Source organism: Variovorax sp. 01T432 (assembly GCF_056398605.1).
Window position 1 is genome coordinate 24,044 of the sequence record NZ_JBFTPS010000037.1, and the last position, 18,105, is coordinate 42,148.

General features: G+C 69.1%; 12 protein-coding genes. 6 read left to right on the top strand and 6 right to left on the bottom strand.

What is annotated here, in order from left to right:
• Nucleotides 1-43: 43 nt before the first annotated feature.
• From AC1DNF_RS24185 to AC1DNF_RS24205, 5 genes are read right to left on the bottom strand one after another with little or no spacing between them, the layout of a single operon-like run.
• A complete protein-coding gene (locus AC1DNF_RS24185; protein WP_478151183.1) occupies nucleotides 44-1,948 on the bottom strand; it encodes an acyl-CoA synthetase in 1,905 nt (634 codons plus the stop codon).
• The gene (locus AC1DNF_RS24190; protein ID WP_478151184.1) at nucleotides 1,945-3,609 is read right to left on the bottom strand and encodes a bifunctional 3-(3-hydroxy-phenyl)propionate/3-hydroxycinnamic acid hydroxylase; all 1,665 of its coding nucleotides are present in this window, start codon (nucleotides 3,607-3,609) and stop codon (nucleotides 1,945-1,947) included. Before AC1DNF_RS24190 ends, AC1DNF_RS24185 begins: the two co-directional genes overlap by 4 nt.
• Nucleotides 3,606-4,562: a fumarylacetoacetate hydrolase family protein gene (locus AC1DNF_RS24195; RefSeq protein ID WP_478151185.1), complete on the bottom strand. Its 957-nt coding sequence runs from the start codon at nucleotides 4,560-4,562 to the stop codon at nucleotides 3,606-3,608. Before AC1DNF_RS24195 ends, AC1DNF_RS24190 begins: the two co-directional genes overlap by 4 nt.
• A 21-nt stretch (nucleotides 4,563-4,583) precedes the next feature.
• Nucleotides 4,584-5,726 (bottom strand): VOC family protein, encoded by a 1,143-nt coding sequence (locus AC1DNF_RS24200; protein ID WP_478151186.1) that lies wholly within the window; start codon nucleotides 5,724-5,726, stop codon nucleotides 4,584-4,586.
• 14 nt (nucleotides 5,727-5,740) lie between these two features.
• The gene (locus AC1DNF_RS24205; RefSeq protein WP_478151187.1) at nucleotides 5,741-6,919 is read right to left on the bottom strand and encodes an OmpP1/FadL family transporter; all 1,179 of its coding nucleotides are present in this window, start codon (nucleotides 6,917-6,919) and stop codon (nucleotides 5,741-5,743) included.
• A gap of 114 nt (nucleotides 6,920-7,033) precedes the next feature.
• Here AC1DNF_RS24205 and AC1DNF_RS24210 point away from each other — a divergent pair, with 114 nt between their 5' ends.
• On the top strand, nucleotides 7,034-7,759 hold the full coding sequence (locus AC1DNF_RS24210) for a TetR/AcrR family transcriptional regulator (protein WP_478151188.1): 726 nt from the start codon (nucleotides 7,034-7,036) through the stop codon (nucleotides 7,757-7,759).
• A 79-nt stretch (nucleotides 7,760-7,838) separates the two neighbouring features.
• Nucleotides 7,839-10,742, top strand: a complete 2,904-nt coding sequence (locus AC1DNF_RS24215) for an ATP-binding protein (protein ID WP_478151189.1) — start codon at nucleotides 7,839-7,841, stop codon at nucleotides 10,740-10,742.
• A gap of 23 nt (nucleotides 10,743-10,765) precedes the next feature.
• Here AC1DNF_RS24215 and AC1DNF_RS24220 read toward each other — a convergent pair whose 3' ends face one another.
• Nucleotides 10,766-11,806 (bottom strand): AI-2E family transporter, encoded by a 1,041-nt coding sequence (locus tag AC1DNF_RS24220; protein WP_478151190.1) that lies wholly within the window; start codon nucleotides 11,804-11,806, stop codon nucleotides 10,766-10,768.
• A 201-nt stretch (nucleotides 11,807-12,007) separates the two neighbouring features.
• On the opposite strand from AC1DNF_RS24220, the gene AC1DNF_RS24225 reads away from it, so the two are divergent.
• The 4 genes from AC1DNF_RS24225 (at nucleotide 12,008) to AC1DNF_RS24240 (ending at nucleotide 18,105) form a co-directional block, all read left to right on the top strand.
• The gene (locus AC1DNF_RS24225; protein ID WP_478151191.1) at nucleotides 12,008-12,223 is read left to right on the top strand and encodes a hypothetical protein; all 216 of its coding nucleotides are present in this window, start codon (nucleotides 12,008-12,010) and stop codon (nucleotides 12,221-12,223) included.
• 100 nt (nucleotides 12,224-12,323) lie between these two features.
• Entirely contained in the window at nucleotides 12,324-13,853 is a 1,530-nt protein-coding gene (locus AC1DNF_RS24230; RefSeq protein ID WP_478151192.1) for an efflux transporter outer membrane subunit, read from the top strand.
• 29 nt (nucleotides 13,854-13,882) lie between these two features.
• Entirely contained in the window at nucleotides 13,883-14,998 is a 1,116-nt protein-coding gene (locus AC1DNF_RS24235; protein ID WP_478151193.1) for an efflux RND transporter periplasmic adaptor subunit, read from the top strand.
• Nucleotides 14,995-18,105, top strand: a complete 3,111-nt coding sequence (locus tag AC1DNF_RS24240) for an efflux RND transporter permease subunit (protein ID WP_478151194.1) — start codon at nucleotides 14,995-14,997, stop codon at nucleotides 18,103-18,105. Before AC1DNF_RS24235 ends, AC1DNF_RS24240 begins: the two co-directional genes overlap by 4 nt.

Sequence of the window (18,105 nt, forward strand, 5' to 3'; positions counted from 1 at the left end):
CGTACAGCGCTGTCGCTCTCGGCAACCACTCGCTCGAACACCATCATTGGTCGCGGCTTGTCCGCGACACTTCGAAGCGGAACGGGAACTTGCCCAGGACCTCGCGCGCAATGGCTGCGGTGGCGCTTCCCGCCACCGTGACCTCGACCTGAATCCCGAAACGCGGGTCGCTGACAACGTCGAGCCGAGAAATCGGGGCGCCCGCATCGTGCAGCGCCGTGCGCAGCGCATCCGCGATCTCGCGCTGCCTGAGCTCGGGCTTGAAGATCTTGCCGACGCCGGTCAGGGGCATGGCCGTCACCAATCTGATCGCCTTCGGCATCGCTGCGCGCTCCGTGATCTGGTCCCTGGCGAAGGCCAGCAGCTCGTCCTCGGTCGCGCTGGCGCCGTGCCTGAGCTGCACGTAGGCGACTGGCAGTTCGCCCGCGTGCGAGTCGGGGCGACCGACCGCGGCGGCGAGTTGCACGGCCGGATGCCGGTGCAGCGGCTCTTCGATGCTCGCAGGGTCTATGTTGTGGCCGCCCCGGATGATGAGTTCCTTCTTGCGGCCGGTCAGGTAGAAGTAGCCATCCGCGTCCTGCCGGCCGAGGTCGCCGGTGTTCATCCAGTGCCGGCCGTCGTTCATCTCCAGCCACAGCCCCTTGTTCTGATCGGGGTCGCGATAGCCGGCAAACACATTGGGACCGCTGATCGCGAGCACGCCTGCCTCGCCGGCCGCGCAGTCGCGCACGTAGGCCCCCGCGTCGTCCAGCATGACGGCTTTCATGGCCTGCAAGGGCAGGCGCAGCCCGATCGACCCGGTGCGCCGCTCGCCCAGCGGAGGATTGCAGGTGCTGACGCAGGTCCCCTCGGTCAGCCCGTATCCCTCGAGGATCTTCAGCCCCGTCAGCTCCTGGAAGGAGCGCATCAGTTCCACGGGCATCGGTGCGGCCCCGCAGAGCCCGTATTCCAGCGAACTGAGGTCGCGGCCCCGCGTCGGCTGCTGCATCAGCGCCGCATAGACCGTCGGAACACCACTGAAGAAGTTGATCCGGTGGTGCTCCACCAACTCCCAGAAGTGCTGGATCACACCGTCGCCGCGATAGCCCGAGGCTGTGCCGATGATCACGTGTGCGCCGCGTGAGAAAGGCAGCAAGCCAGTGACCAGGACACCGTTGACATGGAACAGGGGCAGACCGCAGAAGAGGGTCTTCCCGGCCGAGATGCCATTCCCGAGGAACTGGCCCGTGCTCCACGCGTTGGCGACTTCGTTCGCGTGGGTGCGCATCGCGATCTTGGGCGCGCCGGTGGTACCGCCGGTGCAGAAGAAGGACGACCGATCGCCGGGGCGGATCACGCGCCCGCTGACGAGGCGGTCCACCGGCTGCCGCCGCAGCCCTCGCGCGAAGTCGTGCACGCTGAAGCGGCCCCTTGTCTCGCCAGGAGCCACGCCGCCGACCTCGGCGACCTCACGGAGCAGGTGGATCAGCACGACATGTTCGAGGCTGCTGACACGGCCGAGCAACGGCTGCAGCCTCGGCCATAGGTCTTGGCCGGGAAGGGGGGCCAGCGTGATCAGCACCTTCGCTTCGCCGGCGGCGAGCAGCTCGACGATGGCCGCGGGCTCCAGCATGGGATTGATGGCGAACGCGATGCCGGCCGCCTGGCCGCCCCAGACCGCGAGATGCGTCTGCGGCAAATTGGGCAACGCGAAGGCGACGACATCGTCGCTCTCGACGCCCAACTCATGGAGGAAGTTGGCCGTGGCCGTGATGCGGGCGAACAGCGTCTCGTAATTCCAGACTTCTGGCCGCGCATGATCTTCGATGCGCGGGAAGAACGACAGCGCCGGCGCGTTGGGGTGGGTGCGCGCTGTGGCGCCGACCATCTCGTAGGTGCTGTTGGGCAGGAGGCCGTCGTGCTCGCCTTCGAGAGCGAGGACGTCTGCCATGGAGGCGATTCCGTTCATGTCTTCACCAAATGGACGTCGTTGCCGAGCACGAGCGGAAAGCTCGCCGCGCCCCTGGGCGCGACGAGCTCGAGCGCTCGCCGCAGCATCGCTTCGCCATCGGATGCCGGCCCTTCGGCCAGCACGCAGCGGTCGGGCCTGACGATCGCGACCCAGCCAAGCGGAACCCGGCGCGGCAGAAGGGCCTCGTCGAGCGCCTCCAGCCGCTGCGCCGCAGGCGCGAGGTGCTGGGCCTGCGATCGCTGGCACCACTGCCACACCCGTCCGCCCGCGGCTTGCCAGCGCTGCAGCAATTCGGGCGGCTGACTGGCCGATGGATCCACGCCGAAGCCGATCAGCGCCCATTCCAGTCCCAGCGCATCGTCGCTGAGGATCGGCCCGTCGCCGATGGCCGGCCGGACCCAGCCTTGCGGCAGCATGGCCCCGGCACGCAGCCTTTCGCTGCCACGCACGCGCCAGAACAGGCCCTGGTCGAAGGTATTCTGCGGCTTGACCCTCATGTCCTCGAACTGCGCGCGGCTGGCCGGCAGCAGGCGCAGCAGGCTCATCAGGCCGTGCACGGCGAACGCGGCGGCGCGGTTTTGCGGCATCACGATCGCGCCGAGCATGCGCGCCAGGCGGATGATTTTCCTGGCGTGGGGCCGCCGTTCGGTGTCGTAGCTGTCGAGCACTTGCTCGCTCGCCTGGCCCCGCACGACCCAGGCGAGCTTCCAGGCCAGATTGGCCACGTCGCGCAGCCCGGCCACGAGACCCTGGCCGGCGAAAGGCGGCGTGATGTGCGCCGCGTCGCCGGCGAGGAAACAGCGGCCTTTGGAGAGGCGCCTGGCCTCGCGCGCATGAAAGCGGTAGACCGCCGTGCGTTCGATCCGGATGCAATCGCTGTCGCACCACGGCGAGAGCAGCCGCCGCACCGATTCCGGCCGCTCCATCTCTTCCGGCCGCTCGCCGGGGCGCAGCATGAACTCCCAGCGCTGACGCCCGCCCGGCGCCACCATGCGCGGCGTCGGGCGCCGTGGGTCGCAGTTGAACTCGACGTGGTCGATCGGGGCCGGCACATCGAGCGCATCGACGATCAGCCAATCCTGGTGGAAGCTGCGGCCCTCGAAGTCGAGCCCCAGCGTGCGCCGCACCAGCGAATTCGCGCCGTCGGTGCCAACGATGAAACATGCGCGCACCTGCGTCTCCTGGCCGGCGGCGTCCTTCAGCCGCGCCTGAACGAAACGGCCATCGTCCACGAAGCTCTCCAGCTCGACGCCGAGCCGCACGTCGACGACGGGGTAACGCTCGAGCTTGGCTCGCAGCAGCCGCTCGAGCTCCGGCTGGTGGAAGGTGACCAGCGTCGGGTGGCCGTCGATGGTTCCGGCGCTGTTGATGCGGGCAATGCGCCCGAAGAGCGGGGAGTGGTACAGGACTTGCGGGATGGCGACAGTCTCGAACTCACCGTCGCGCACGCCGGCCAGTTGGAGTATGCGCAGCGCCTCGTTGTCGAGCGCGATCGCGCGCGGCTTCTCGAAAATGGCGCTTGCCTTGTCGATGGCCAATACGCGCACGCCGTAGCGGCCGAGCAGATTGGCCAGCGCCGCGCCGACCGGGCCGAGGCCGACCAGCAGGATGTCGGTGTCGACCTGCGGCATCGTGAGAATGGGGGAGGGCGCGTTCATGGTGCGGCGATGGAGGTCGTCTGCTCGCCCATGTCGATGGCGCCGTCGTCGGTGCGGATCGACGCGCTGATGCGGTCACCCGGGCGCAGGTAGGCCGGGTTGCCACGCCCCTTGCGAACGAACATCCGCCACTTCCCGGCGTCGCTGAGCAGGTGTCTGGCAACGAACATCGCGCCCTTGCCGGGCGCGCGCGCGGCGCAGCCCGCCGGCGTGCCGGTGGCGATCAGGTCGCCCGGATGCAGGTCCTGCAGCGCCGCGAGTTCGGTGAGCGTGGCCGCGGGGCCGTGGATCATCTCGGCGCAGTAGGCATCCTGCCGCGTCTGGCCGTTGACCGCCAGGCGCATGTGCAGCTCGGGCCAGCGCGTCCATTCCTGCGGCGTCAGCAGCACCAGCCCTGGCCCGACCGGTCCGAAGCCGCGATAGCTCTTGCCTTTGTAGAACTGGCCTTGAGGCAGTTGGATGTCACGTGCCGACAGGTCGTTGACGATCGTCACGCCGGCAAGCCATTGCGGCAGGTCGTCGCGCCCGACTTGCGTTCCGGTCGGCACCGGCCTGCGCAACACCAGGCCGAGTTCGATCTCGTAGTCGAGCATCTGCACCTGCGCGGGGCGGACGACCGGCGCATCGGCCGCCGTGATGCAGGAGGGCGCCTTCGTGAAGAGGGTGTTGAAGGGGAAGTCTTCGACGCGCAGGCCCGATTCGGCGATGTGGCTGTGATAGTTGACTCCCTGGCAGATGAACTGCTGCCGATGTGTCACCGGCGGCAGAAGCTGGACGCGCTCGAGCGGCACCAAGGCCTGCGTCGCCTCGGTGGCCCATAGCAACTCCCAGTGCTCGGAGAGCAGCTCGCCGGTGCTGGGCACATCGACTTGCAGGGGGGCGAGGAGGCGCCCGAATTGAACACCCCAACGGGGCGTGCCGCCTTCGGCGTAGCGAATGATCGTGCGTGGCATGAGTCTGTTTGGAGGGAAGGGTTAGAGCCAGGGGCGCGCGGGCACTTGGAGTGCCGCGCTCATGAGCTTCAGTCGCTGCGGCGTGATCGCCTTGCCGCGCATGAGCTTCAGCACGTGCAGCAGGGTTCGCAGGTTCTTCGCCGGCTTCATCGACGCGGGTGCGTCGTCGCCCCAGGCCCAGATGCCGCCGAATTCGAGCGGCGAATAGGCGGTCTCGAAGCCCGCGGTAAAGAGGTCGCCATCCGTGTAGTGCTCGTACTCGAAGCCGTCGGGATCGAACCAGTAATCGAAGAGCTGGCTGCCGAGCAGGTGGCGACCGATGCCCCACATGTGCCGGTGACCCTGGGCCCGCAGGACCTGCTGCCCCTGTCCGATGGCGTCGAGGTCCAGCACCTCGTACGCGCTGTGCTCGTACTTCTCTTCGATCCCGGCCACGATCACCACCGTGTGGTGGTCGGCCGGCTGATTGCCCAGATCGAGGCGGCAGAACGCGAGGCTGGGGCTGCCGTCGGCGAGGTACTGCACGTCGGTGGGAATCAGCCCGAGCACATGCAAGTACCACTCGGCCATGCGCGCGAAGTCCACCGTCTGCAGGACCACGTGGCCGATCCGCACGACGCGGGCCGGCTCGATGGGTGTGCGCACCGTGCGATTCACACGGGGTGTCTCTTGGGCCGTGTTCGTGCTCGACGTGACGGCCTCTCGCAAGGGCAGGGGTTCGACGCCCCGCTGATGCTGCAGCAGCCACACGCTGCGGCCGCTGGGGTCGAAGAGCTCCACCCCGCGACCGCCCGCCGGCAGGCGGTCGAGCGGGAGCCAGCACGCTCCCATCTGTTCCACGTAGCGGTGCAGGTCGGTGTCGGCCGACATGAGGAACGCGGGGCCGACGAAACGATCCTGTCGTGCGGCTTCGGCGATCGCAATGCAGGGTGCTGTCCCCGCGCCCCGGGCCACAAGACGCTGGGGCGTGGAACTGACGATGTGAAAGCCGAAGTCGCGCCAGAAGCGTTCGGTGGGCGCCAGCCGGCGCTTTTCCCAGCGCAGGAATGCCAACCTGGTGGCGCGCCCGAGGGCGGGCGGGCGCGACAGTCGCTGGATATCGGCGGGCAGCCGGCTTTCGGGGCACGACTCGGGCTGCCGAAGCACTGCGGTGGAGTTCCTCACGGGTGTGCCTCGCTTCAGAACGTGTAGTGGTAGCCGAGCAGGACCATCTGGACCTTGCTCGTCAGGGAGGTTCCGGTGCTGGCGCCGGTACCCGTCAGCGTGGTGCGCGGATTCAGTTCGTAGCCGAGGTTGAACTCCGAGTGCGGGTCGACGCGCCAGCTCAGGCCCGCCGTGTAGGCCTGCTCGTTGATCGAAGGTACGAGCAGGTTCTGCGCGGCGCGCGAACTGTCGATCTGGCTGCGATTGCGGCTGTAGCCGGCCCGCAAGGTCCAGCGCTCGTCGAGCATCCACGCCGCGCCAAAGCGAACAACCGGCTGGTTGCGCCAGCCGAAGCCGTTGGGGTCGTGCATCGCCTGGATATCGCCCCACAGGATGCGCAGCCAGTCAGCGGCCAAGGTCAGCCGTTCAATGGGCTGCCATGCAACGCCGACGCCGTATTGGCCAGGTACATCGAGGCGTCCGTCGCTGTAGGCCAGCAGGTCGCGGTCGTAGCCGTCGAGCCGGCCCATGCGAGCACGGGACTTCAGGTTCATGCCGAGCGACCAGTCGGCCGCCGGCTTCCACAGAAAGCCGGCTCGAAGGCCAACGCCGGTCGCCGTCTGATTGCCGTGACCGGGAAGCGGCAACAGGCCGCCGGGCACGGGTGCGGGCACGATCACGCCATCGGCGTCGAACTGCTGCCAGGCCAGCGTGAGGCCCAGGCCAAGTGCCAGGTCGGGCGTGGGCTTCCATGCCATTGCGGGAATGAACTCGGCGACGCGAAGCGTTGTCTTTGCCGTTCCCGCACCGTGCACCGGCAGGGCTGCCTGGCCATAGTCGGAACCTGCGCCGGCACCTGAGACGCTGATCCCGACAGTGACCTCGGTACCCAGATGCCAGTTGAAGCCGCCTTCGGGGGCGAGTTGTGTCTGGCGGTTCTCGAGGTGATTGCCCGGCAGCGCGTAGTCCGCGGAGGAGTGCCCGTTGAAGACCTGCAGGCCGAGCGTCGTCGAAGACGGTACGAAGGCGATGCCGGCGGGGTTGTTCGCCGCGGCCACGGCGTCGAGCGGCAGCGCGATCGAGGCGCCCCCCATCGACGCGTTCTTGATCCCATTGCCGCCGGGCAGCGCGCCATTGACTGCCAGCGCCGCGGCGTGAAAGCCAGCGACGGCGAGCATGAGCGTGAGTTGAAGGGGCCGGGAGAGTTCGAGCATCGTGAAATCCAGCGAGCGTTTGCAGGGGGTATCGACAGGGCTTAATAATAACAATAGTGTCACTATGACAATACTGTCGTTTCTACCTAGCCAGGCACTGGGCACAATCCACCCATGGAAACCCAAGACCACCGCCAGCGCGTCGCGGCCGAGCGCCGCGAACGCATGCGTGCTCGCCTGCTCGCCAGTGCAATGAAGCTCGTCGCGGAAAAGGGTCCGTCGGCGACGTCGATCGACGATGTGATCTCGGCCGCCGAGGTGTCGCGGGGCACGTTCTACAAGTACTTCCCGTCGCCTGACGCGCTGGTGCGCGAGCTCGCCATCGAGATCGCCAACGAGCTGATCGGAATGGCCGAGCCCGTCGTGCGCAGCTACGCCGATCCGGCTGAGCGCGTGTCGATTGGCATGCGCCTGGTGGCCAGGCTGGCCCTCGACCATCCACTGGCCGCCACCTTCCTGGTCCGTCTTGGATGGCCGGACGCGCGGGGCTCGAACATGCTGCTCGACTTCGTGAAGCGCGACCTGACGGAGGGCATCCGGCAGGGACGGTTCACGCGCATGCCGATCGCATTGGCCGTGAACATCGTGACCGGTGCTGTCCTCGGTGCGACGCATTGCATGCTGGAGCCGGGTTGCGACAGCGATTTCGCCGAGCAGAGCGCTGCCGCCGCATTGCGTGGGCTGGGCCTGGATGCGAAGAGCGCCGAGCGCATCGCCAACAGCCCGTTGAAGCCCGTCGAGATCCTGTCGGAGGGCTTGCTGACCGAGACCTCGGAAATCGCGGCGCCGGCCGTTGCGATGACGGCCCGGCCCATGGGCGGGCGTCGAAAGCCCGGTTGAACGCCGGCGCCCGCGACGACAGGGCTTGCGCCAGGGGCCCAGCGATAATTCGTCCAGATCCTCTCGCAAGGCGCAACCCGTGACACGCTCGCTGTCCATCTCGAATCCTGTTCGGGTCAGCTTCGACGAGTTCGAACTCGACGAGGCCAATGCCTGCCTGCTGTGCAATGGCAAGGCCATCGCGCTGGCGCCCACGCCCTTCAACCTGCTGTGCGTGTTGGCGCGCCAGCCGGGCGCGCTGCTGACGAAGGACGCACTGCTCGACGCGGTGTGGGGCCACCAGTTCGTCAGCGAATCGGTGCTCAAGACCGCCATCAGCGACCTGCGCACGGCGCTCGGCGACAACGCGCGCGAGCCGCGCTTCATCGAGACCGTGTCGCGGCGCGGCTATCGCTTCATCGCGGTGCCGGCCGTGGCGCCCCCCGCACCCCGAGCATCGCCCTTCGCCGCCACGGCGGCGGGCCCGCAGCCGTCGCAGTCGTTCATCGGCCGCGCGGACGAGATCGACCGGCTTCGGCAGGCATGGGATCAGGCCTGCATCGGGCAGCGCGCTGTGGTCTGGGTCGCCGGAGAACCGGGCATCGGAAAGACCACACTGATCGAGCACTTCGTGGCTGGTCTCGGAGGCATCGCCTGCGCGCGCGGCCAGTGCGTGGAGCTCTATGGCACCGGGGAGCCGTACCTGCCTGTGCTCGAAGCGCTGGCCGAGCTGTGCCGGGGGGACCGCTCGCTGCCGGCGCTGTTGCGCAGCGTGGCGCCGACCTGGCTGCTGCAGCTGCCGTGGCTGAGCAGCGCGGAGGAGCGCGACGCGCTGCGGCGCGAGATGTCCGGCGTTGGCGCGGACCGAATGCTGCGCGAGATGGGCGAGCTGCTCGACCGCTACACCGAGCAGCGCCCGCTGCTGCTGGTGACGGAAGACCTGCACTGGAGCGACCGGGCAACGATCCAGCTGATCGACTACGTCGCGCGGCGGCGCGGGCGCGCGCGCCTGATGTGGCTGTCGAGCTTCCGCCTGGCCGAGGTGATCGCGCTGGACCACCCGCTCAACCCGCTGCGGCATGAGCTGCGCCTGCACCGCCTGTGCCAGGAGGTGGTGCTCGATCCGTTCTCCGAGACCGAGGTGGCCGATTGCATCGCGCGGCGCTCGGCCGCGCTCGCGAGCGACGAGGCATTCGTGCGCGCGCTGCACGAGCGCACGGACGGCGTGCCTCTGTTCGTCTCGTCGGTCATCACCGAGGTGATGGAGCGCACGGCGGACGACGCGGCGGTGGGGGCGCGGCTCGCGGCGATGGCGGTGCCGGAGAACCTGGCGGCCATCATCGACCACTACATCGCCAGGCTGGACAGCGAGCCGCGCGCCTTGCTCTCGGCGGCGGCTGTCTGCGGGGTGGAGTTCCGCGCCGACACGGTGGCGTTGGTGCTGGAGCGCGACGCCGCATCGGTGAGCCATGCCTGCGAGCGGCTGGTGCGCGAGCACGTATGGCTCACCGCGCCGCGCGCAGCCGAGGACCCCGAGGCGGCCGAGTTGCCGTACGCGTTCAGGCATGCGCTGTTTCGGCAGGTGCTGTACGACCGCACGGCGCCGTCTGCCCGCATGCACCTGCACCGCAAGGTCGGCGCGGCGCTCGAACGGGAGCGTGCGGCCGGCGTGCCGGTGGCGGCCGCCGAGTTGGCAATGCACTTCGACCGGGCCCGGCAGCCGATGACCGCACTGCGCTATTACGCCGAGGCGGCGGAAGCCGCGCAGCTGCACTTCAGCCCGGCCTCGTCCATCAGCCTCACCGAGCGCGCCTCGGCACTGCTTCAGCAGGCACCGCAGGGGGAAGAGCGCAACGCGCTCGAGATCGCGGTCGCTACGCTGCACGGCGTTTCGGCCTTCCAGTCGGTCGGCGTCGGCAGCGAGACGAGGAATGCCTTCGAGCGCGCGTACACACTGCTGCAGGGCATGCCCGGGCACGCCATGCGCGGGCGGCTGCTGCATGGCTTCGGTTACGCGCTGAGCCTGCGCGGCGAATATGCACTGGCGCTGGCGGTGGCGAAACGCGCCGAGGCGCTGTCGTCGGGATCGAACGATCCGGTGCTGATGTTGGCGGCCTGCATCGTGCACGGCGAGGTGCACCAGCTGCGGGGCCGACCCCAGGCGGCGCTCGCATGGATCGAGCGCGGACTCGCCACCGCCGAGCCGCTCGACCTCGCGGCCAAGGAGATCTTCGTCGCCGACCCGCAGGTGACGCTGCTCGGCATGCTGGCCATCGAGCTCGTGCACCGCGGCCTGGTCGAGCAGGCCCGCACGCATGTGCGGCGCTCGCACGAGCGCGCGCGCGAGCTGCGGCAGCCGATGACGCAGCTTGTTGCCACTTGGCATGAGGCGCTGTTCGAGGTACGCCTGGGCAACGCCGAGCGGGTCGCGGCCCTGGCCGAGGAGATGCAGGCGCTGGTCGACGAGTTCTCCCTGGCGCAGGGCCGGACTGCGTGCCGCTGGTACCGCGGCTGGGCGCAAGCCTTGAACGGCGCGCCGTTCGAGGGCCACCGCCTCATCCGCGAGGCGTGCGAAGAGAACGCCCGGCTCGGCATGCGCTCCGGCTCCAGCGAAGTGCTGGGCTATGCGGCGCAGGCCCTGCTGCTGGCCGGCAATGGTGATGCGGCGCAGGTCCAGCTTCAGGAAGCGTTGCGGGTCTCGGACGAACTGGCCGAGCGCGTGTACCTGCCGCAGCTGTGGCTGCTGGAGGCTGCGGTCGCTCGTTCGCAAGGCCAGGCCGACGCCGGCGCCGCCTCGGTCCGGCGCGCGATCGAGGAGGCGCGGACGCAGGAAGCGCCCTGGCTCGAACTGCTCGCGCTCGTCGACCTGTGCGAGCACCACGAGGCGGCGGCCGCGGAGCGCCGCGCCCTCGCCGTGCTCGTCGACCGGCTGCCCGAAGCGGGCGACACCGTGCTGGTGCGGCGCGCGCGGTCAATCATGCAGGCGGCCGTGAAGCCGGCCTGACACCGCGTGGGGCGCAGAGGCCTTCAGCGGCCACCCTCGCGCACCCGCTGCTCCCACAGCTCCCCGGCCAGAGTGAGAACCACCGGCCCGATCACCAGCCCGGCCACGCCCAGCACGCTGAAGCCGCCGATGCAACCCATCAGCACCCAGACGAACGGCAGCCGCATCCCGCCCTGCGCCACCATGGGCCGAACCAGCTTGTCGCCGCCCAGCAGGACCACGCAGCCCAGCAGAAGCGACATCAGCGCCGTCGTCGGCGCGCCCTTCAACGTCAGTTGCACCGCCATCGCAGCGACCGCTCCATAGCCGAGGAACGGCACTGCTGCCAGCGAGCCGGTGATCGCGGCCCAGAGCAGCGCGCGCGGTGCACCGGCGATCCCGTACGCCAGCGCGGTCGCCAGGCCGTCGAACAAGGCCACGACCACCATGCTGTTCACAGAAGCTCGCACCGCGCGGGTGGCGACGTCCACATACCGTTCCGCCCGGTCGCCGACGGCCTCGCGCAGCCCGCGGGTCAGCTCGCGCCCCAGCGACGCGCCTTCCTGGTAGAGGAAAGCCAGCAACAGGATCGCGAAACCCATGATCAGCGCATGCCGGGCCGCGAATTGTCCGAGCGCCTGCGCCCAGCCGAGAAGTGCGGAGGGGTCGGCGCGCTGCGTCAGCACCAGCAGCGCGCCGGGGCGGACGAGCAGACTTTGCCAGCGCGCGGCCAGCCAGGGCCCCCCGACGGGGGCGTTCGCCAGCCATTCGGGAACCGCCAGCCCCCGGCTGTCGGCGGCCGCGAGGCCCAGCAGGAGCGCGTGCGTCTCGCTCAGCAGCGCCCAGCAGGCAAACACCATCGGCGCGAGCACGAACACCGTGATCGCGCCGGTGAAGATCGCGGCGCCCGCACTCTTGCCCACGCTCCGCGGCAGGCGTGCCCTGAAGGAGGCGTAGAGCGGCCAACTCGCGATCGCGGTCACGCAGGCGGCCAGCAGGGCCTCGACGAAGCCGTGCACGATCCAGGCGGACAGGACGACGATCGCGGCGGCAAGCAGCCGTCCTGGTGTGAGCTTGAGGTTCATGTGATGGGGACCCGGTGGGGAGGAGGGTGGTGATGGGTGGCGATGCTAGGGATGCGCGCCGCCGGAGTCGTCAGCGACAGGTCGGGATTGCGTCGCGTTTCCTTGCATGAGCAGTCTTGACCGAACGTCGACCTTTCGCTGACGACTCGACCTCGGGATCGGCCTAGGCTGACGCCCAACCTTGCCGATCCCCACGCTGCCATGAAGCTGAACCCTGAATCCAAGTACCCAAGCCGGCGCGCCTACGTGCTGAAGTTGCGCGGCAATGCCACACCCGCGGCGCTCGCCGGCCGCATCGAAAACATGGTCACCGGGCGCCAGCGGGAATTCGCGTCCGCCGACGAGTTGCTGGAATCCATCGCCAGCGACCTCGCGCCCGCAGCGGACGCGGGCCCCGTGGACGACACCACCAAGTGAACCGCCCGCATGGCGACCAAACGTCGACGCAACGCTGACGACTTCGTGCGCAGCGCGCCCTACGCTGACACCCCATCGAATCCAGACGAGTCCACACCCGATGTCACCTCCATCCGCACTCCCGCTGTCCCGCCAAGCCGGGCAGAAGACCATCCAACGGGCCGATCAACTGGCCGGCCTCGTCGTTTCGGCGGCGCTGGCCGCATCGATCGTCCTGGTCTTCACCGGCTGCTCCACGCCGGCCTCCCATCCGACGATCGACGTTCCGGCCCAGTTCGCCGCGAGCACGGGCGCCGAGATGGAGCCCGAGGCCGCCTGGTGGGAGAGCTTCCGCGACCCGGTGCTGACCGACCTGGTCCGCCGCGCGGCGCGCGAGAACCGCGACGTCAAGATCGCCGCCGAGCGCCTGCGCGCCGCGCGTGCCGGCGAAACGGTCAGCCGGTCATTCCTGATGCCCAGCGTCAGTGGCGTCGGCTCGGCCGGCGATCGCAGCAGTGGCTACGGGGATGCCGTGAAGCAACTCCTGCCGGACACCAAGAGCGTCAGTGCCGGCCTCGACGTCTCATGGGAGGTCGACCTCAGCGGCCGCCTGCGCGCGGGCGCGGCCGCGGCCTCGGCCGACGCGCTGGCCGCGGAGCACGGCGTGCGGGGCGTGCGCCTGCTGGTGATAAGCGACGTCGCGAGCAACTACTTCACGCTGGTCGGTGCGCTGCGCCAGCTCGACACGCTGCGTGCGATCTCCGCGGCGCATGACGAGACCCTGCGCCTCGTGAAGGCGCGCCAACGTGCGGGCCTGGGGACTTCGTTCGACGTGGAGCGTGCGCAGACCGAGGCCGAATCGGCGCGCGCGCAGATCCCGCCGCTGGAGACGGTTGCCGCGGTATCGCGGCACCGCATCGCCGTGCTGATCGGCGACCAGGCTTTCAATGCCGCGCGCATCGAGCCCTGGCATGGCGACGCGGTCGTGCCCCAGGCCCGGCCGGGACAGCCCGCCGCACTGCTGCAGCGCCGGCCCGACGTGCTCGCCTTGATGGCGCAGTTGGATGCGGCCAATGCGCGTCGCAGGCAGGCCGCGGCCGAATGGTTCCCGCGGCTGTTTCTCGACGCGTCGTTCGGCCGTCAGAACGTGGCGCTGAACAGCATCGGCCTGGGCTCCACCCGCTACACCAACGTGGCGGGTCTGCTCGCGATGCCCCTCTTCAACGCCGGTCGCACGCGCGCTCTCAACGAGGTTGCCGAGAGTGGCCAGCGCGAAGCGCTGTTGCGCGCCGAGGACGGGATGGTGCGCGCGCTCGAGGACGTGGAGAACGCGCTGGTCGCGCTTTCCGCCGAACGGCAACGCTCGCAATCGCTGCAGACCGCCGCGGCCTCCGCCGAAGCCGCACTGGGCCGCGCGCAATCGCTATACGACCGCGGGCAGATCGACCTGCTGCCGCTACTGGATGCACAGCGGCAGCGCCTGGCGGTCCGTCTCAGCGCCAACGACAGCAGCACCCGGCTGCTGCTCGACAGTGCGCAGCTCTACAAGGCGCTGGGCGGGGGCTGGCAGGTCTTCGAACCCGCCGCCAACACGGCCGACCACACGGCCATGCCTGCCGCAGCAGCCGGCGCCACCCGACCGCTTTCCTGAAAACCCTTTGCCTATCACGAGGAACTGTCTTGAAGAACTCTCTTGCCGCGGTCGTCGCACTGCCGATCGCCGCGATGCTCTCCGCGTGCGCGCCGGACAAGCCGTCCGTGGAAGCGCCGCGGCCGGTGCGCACCGCCGAACTCCGCTATGAACAGGTCCGTGAAGCCAACCGCTACGTGGGCACGGTGCAGTCGCGTCACGAAGTGGACCAGGCCTTTCGCGTTGGCGGCAAGGTCGTCCAGCGCAAGGTCGATGTCGGCCAGTTCGTGAATGAAGGCGACGTTCTGGCCGTGCTGGACGACGCCGACTACCGCCTCGCCGAGGAAGCCGAGCGGCAGCAATATGCCGCCGCCGTCAGCCAGGCGCGCCAGGCCGACTCGGACCGGCAGCGCCTGGGCCACCTGAAGTCCGACGGCTCGGTCAGCGTCGCCGACGACGAGCGCTCCACCACCGGCGCGCAGACCGCGCACGCGTCCGCCGAGGCCGAGGCGCGCAAGCTCGAGCTGGCGCGCAACCGCCTCAACTACACCGTGCTGCGCGCCTCGCGCAGCGGCGTGGTCACGGCGGTGCGCTTCGAGGTCGGGCAGGTCGTCGCCGAAGGCCTGCCGGTCGTCTCGATCGCGAACCCCGGCGAGCCCGAGATCGTGGTCGACGTGCCCGAGGACCAGGTGGCCGCCTTCAAGACCGCGCATTTCAAGGCATCGCTGGCGAGCACGCCGGCCGACACCTTCGAAGTCGCGCTGCGCGAACTGTCGCCGCAGGCAGCGGCCCAGACGCGCACGTACCGCGCGCGGCTGAAGCTGGTGAGCGCCCGTGCGCTGCCGCTCGGCGCCACCGCCACGCTGCTGGCCGACCGCGTGATGTCGAGTACGCCTGCGGCGGCCGTCCCGGCCACGGCGATCACGCAAAGCAACGGCCAGCCGGCGCTGTGGGTGGTCAAGCACAAGGGCAAGGAGCCGGTGGGAACCGTCGAGCTCATGCGCGTTGCCGTACACGGCTACCGCAACGACGAGGTGCTGGTCTCCGGCCCGCCGGCCGGCGAGCAGGTCGTCACCGCCGGGGTGCAGAAGATGGCGCCCGGATTGAAGGTCGCGTTGCCCGGCGCGGCGCTGAGTGAAGCCAACAGCACGCAGGTTGCGCCATGAACAACTTCAACCTCACCGACTGGGCGTTGCGCCATCGCGCCGTCGTCCTGTTCCTACTCGTCATCGTCGCTGTGGCCGGAGCGTTCAGCTTCACCAGGCTGGGCCAGCTCGAGGATCCGAATTTTTCCGTGCCGTCGATGACCGCCGGTGTCGCCTGGCCGGGCGCGACCGCGCAGCAGATACAGGACGAGGTGCTCAACCGCATGGAGAAGAAGTTCGAGCAGATCGACCACTTCGAGAAGGTGGTCACCTTTGCTCGTCAGGGGTACGGCGGCATGACGCTCACCGTGAAGGGCGGCACCTCGAAGGCCGATCAGCGCGAGGCCTGGTACCAGGCGCGCAAGAAGCTCAATGATCTTCGCCTCGAGCTGCCCGACGGCGTCGTCGGCCCGATCGTGAACGACGAATACGGCGACGTGTACGGGCTGATGTACGCGGTCAAGGGCGACGGCATCAACCATGCCGACCTGTCCGACGCGGCCGAGGACATCAAACGCCGCATGCTCAAGGTGCCAATGGTCAAGAAGGTCGACATCGTCGGCAAGCAGGCCAAGCGCATCTACGTCGAGTTCTCGCAGGAGCGGCTGGCCGCGCTCGGCCTGACGCCGTTGGCCATCGCCGAAAGCCTGAAGAGCCAGAACGCGATGCTGCCCGCGGGCCAGGTGGACACCCATGGCGACCGCGTGATGGTGCGTGTGAGTGGCCAGTTCACGAGCGAGGACGACATCCGCAACGTGCCGCTCTCGGCCGGCGGCCGGACGATCAAGCTGGGCGACATCGCGACCATCCAGCGCGGCTACGAAGACCCGCCGACCTACACCGTGCGCCACAACGGCCAGCCGGTGCTGATGCTCGGCATCTCGATGACCGACGACGGCAACATCGTCGAACTCGGCAAGGCGATGGACGGTGCGGTCGCCAAGATCCAGTCCGAGCTGCCGCATGGCGTGGAGCTGGAGCGCGTGGCCGACCAGCCCACCACTGTCAAGGACGCGATCTGGGACTTCGAGCGCTCGCTGATGGAAGCGCTGGTCATCGTGATCGCGGTGAGCCTGGCTAGCCTGGGCTGGCGCACCGGCATCGTCGTCGCGACCTCAGTGCCGCTGGTGCTCGGCGGCGTGGCGCTGGTGATGCTCGCGATGGGCTGGAACCTCGAGCGCATCTCGCTCGGCTCGCTGATCATCGCGCTGGGCCTGCTGGTGGACGACGCGATCATCGCGATCGAAATGATGGTGGTGAAGATGGAGGGCGGCTGGGATCGTACGAAAGCGGCCGCCTTCTCCTACCAGGCCACCGCGATGCCGCGCCTGACCGGCGCGCTGATCACCGCCGCTGGCTTCCTGCCGATCGGCTTGTCGAAGTCGACCACCGGCGAGTACGCCGGCGGCATCTTCTGGATCGTCGGCGCCGCGGTGCTGTTCTCGTGGGTCTGCTCGGGCATCTTCACGCCGTACCTCGCGGTCAAGATGCTGCCCAAGGACTTCGGTCAGCATCAACACGCCGGTGACCCGTACGGCTCGAAGTTCTACCGCAGATTGCGCGGGCTGATCGACCTGGCGATCGAGCGCCGGTGGCTCGTGATCGGCACGACGGTCGCGGCGCTCGCGCTCGCGCTCGCCGGCATCAAGCTGGTGCCGCAGCAGTTCTTCCCCAGCAGCTCGCGCCCCGAGCTGGTCATCGACCTGCGCCTGAAGGAAGGCGCTTCGTTCGCGGCGACGACCGAGCAGGTGCGGAAGTTGGAAGGCGTCCTGGCCAAGGACGCGGACGTCAGGTTCTTCACCGCCTACACCGGCGCCGGCGCACCCCGCTTCTACCTCGCGCTCAACCCGGAGCTGCCGAACGCCGGCTACGCCCAGTTCGTCGTGATGACGAAGGACCTGCAAGCGCGCGAACGCGTGCGCTCGCGCCTGATGGCGTCGGCCGACCAGCAGTTCCCGCAGGCCTGGGTGCGGGTCACGCGCCTGGAGTTGGGCCCGCCCGTGGGCTTCCCGGTGCAGTTCCGCGTCGTCGGCCCCGACACGCAAGTGGTGCGCGAGATCGCCCGCAAGGTCGAGCACGTTGTGGCGTCGAGCCCGAAGGTGCGCGACGTGCAGCTCGACTGGAACGACCCGGTGCGCGCGCTGAGAGTGCAACTCGACCAGGACAAGGCGCGTGCGCTCGGCCTCGCGCCGGCCGACGTGTCGCTGGTGGCGCAGACGGTGATGAACGGCGCGACGCTGTCGCAGTTGCGCGAGCACGAGGACTTGATCGACATCGTGGCCCGTGCGGTGCCGCAAGAGCGCCTGAACCTCGGCACGCTGAAGGACATCAATCTCTACACCCGCCAGGGCACGGTCGTGCCGCTGTCGCAAGTGGCGACCGTGCGCAACGAACTGGAGGAGCCGGTGCTGTGGCGGCGCAACCGCGACATGGCGATCACGGTCCGCGCCGATGTGAAGGACGGGGAGCAAGGCGTGTCGGTGACGCAGGAGATCCGTCCGCTGCTCAAGGACATCGAGGCCAGGCTGCCGTCGGGCTATCGCATCGACGTGGGCGGCGCGGTGGAGGAGAGCGACAAGGCCAACAAGGCGCTGCTGGCGGTGGCCCCGCTCATGCTGGTGACCATTCTGCTGCTGCTGATGCTGCAACTGCAGGACTTCTCCCGCATGTGGATGGTGGTGCTCACCGCGCCGCTGGGACTGATCGGCGTGGTGCCCGCGCTGCTGGTCTTCCATGCGCCGCTCGGCTTCGTCGCGATCCTCGGGATCATCGCGCTCGGCGGCATGATCATGCGCAACTCCGTGATCCTGATCGACCAGGTGCAAACCGAGATCGCCGAAGGCCGTGACCCGTGGAACGCCGTGCTCGACGCCGCGATCCACCGGACCCGCCCTGTGCTGCTGACGGCCTTGGCCACCGTGCTCGCGATGGTCCCGCTGACGCGAAGCGTGTTCTGGGGCCCGATGGCGATCGCCATCATGGGCGGCCTGACCGTCGCGACCTTGCTGACCATCTTCTTCGTGCCGGCGCTGTACGCCGCATGGTGCAAGGTGCGCCGCCAGCCGGCCGGCGGCACCGACCCCGGGCCGGCCATTCAAGGTCGCCGGCTGCAGATCGCAGGCCGCTGA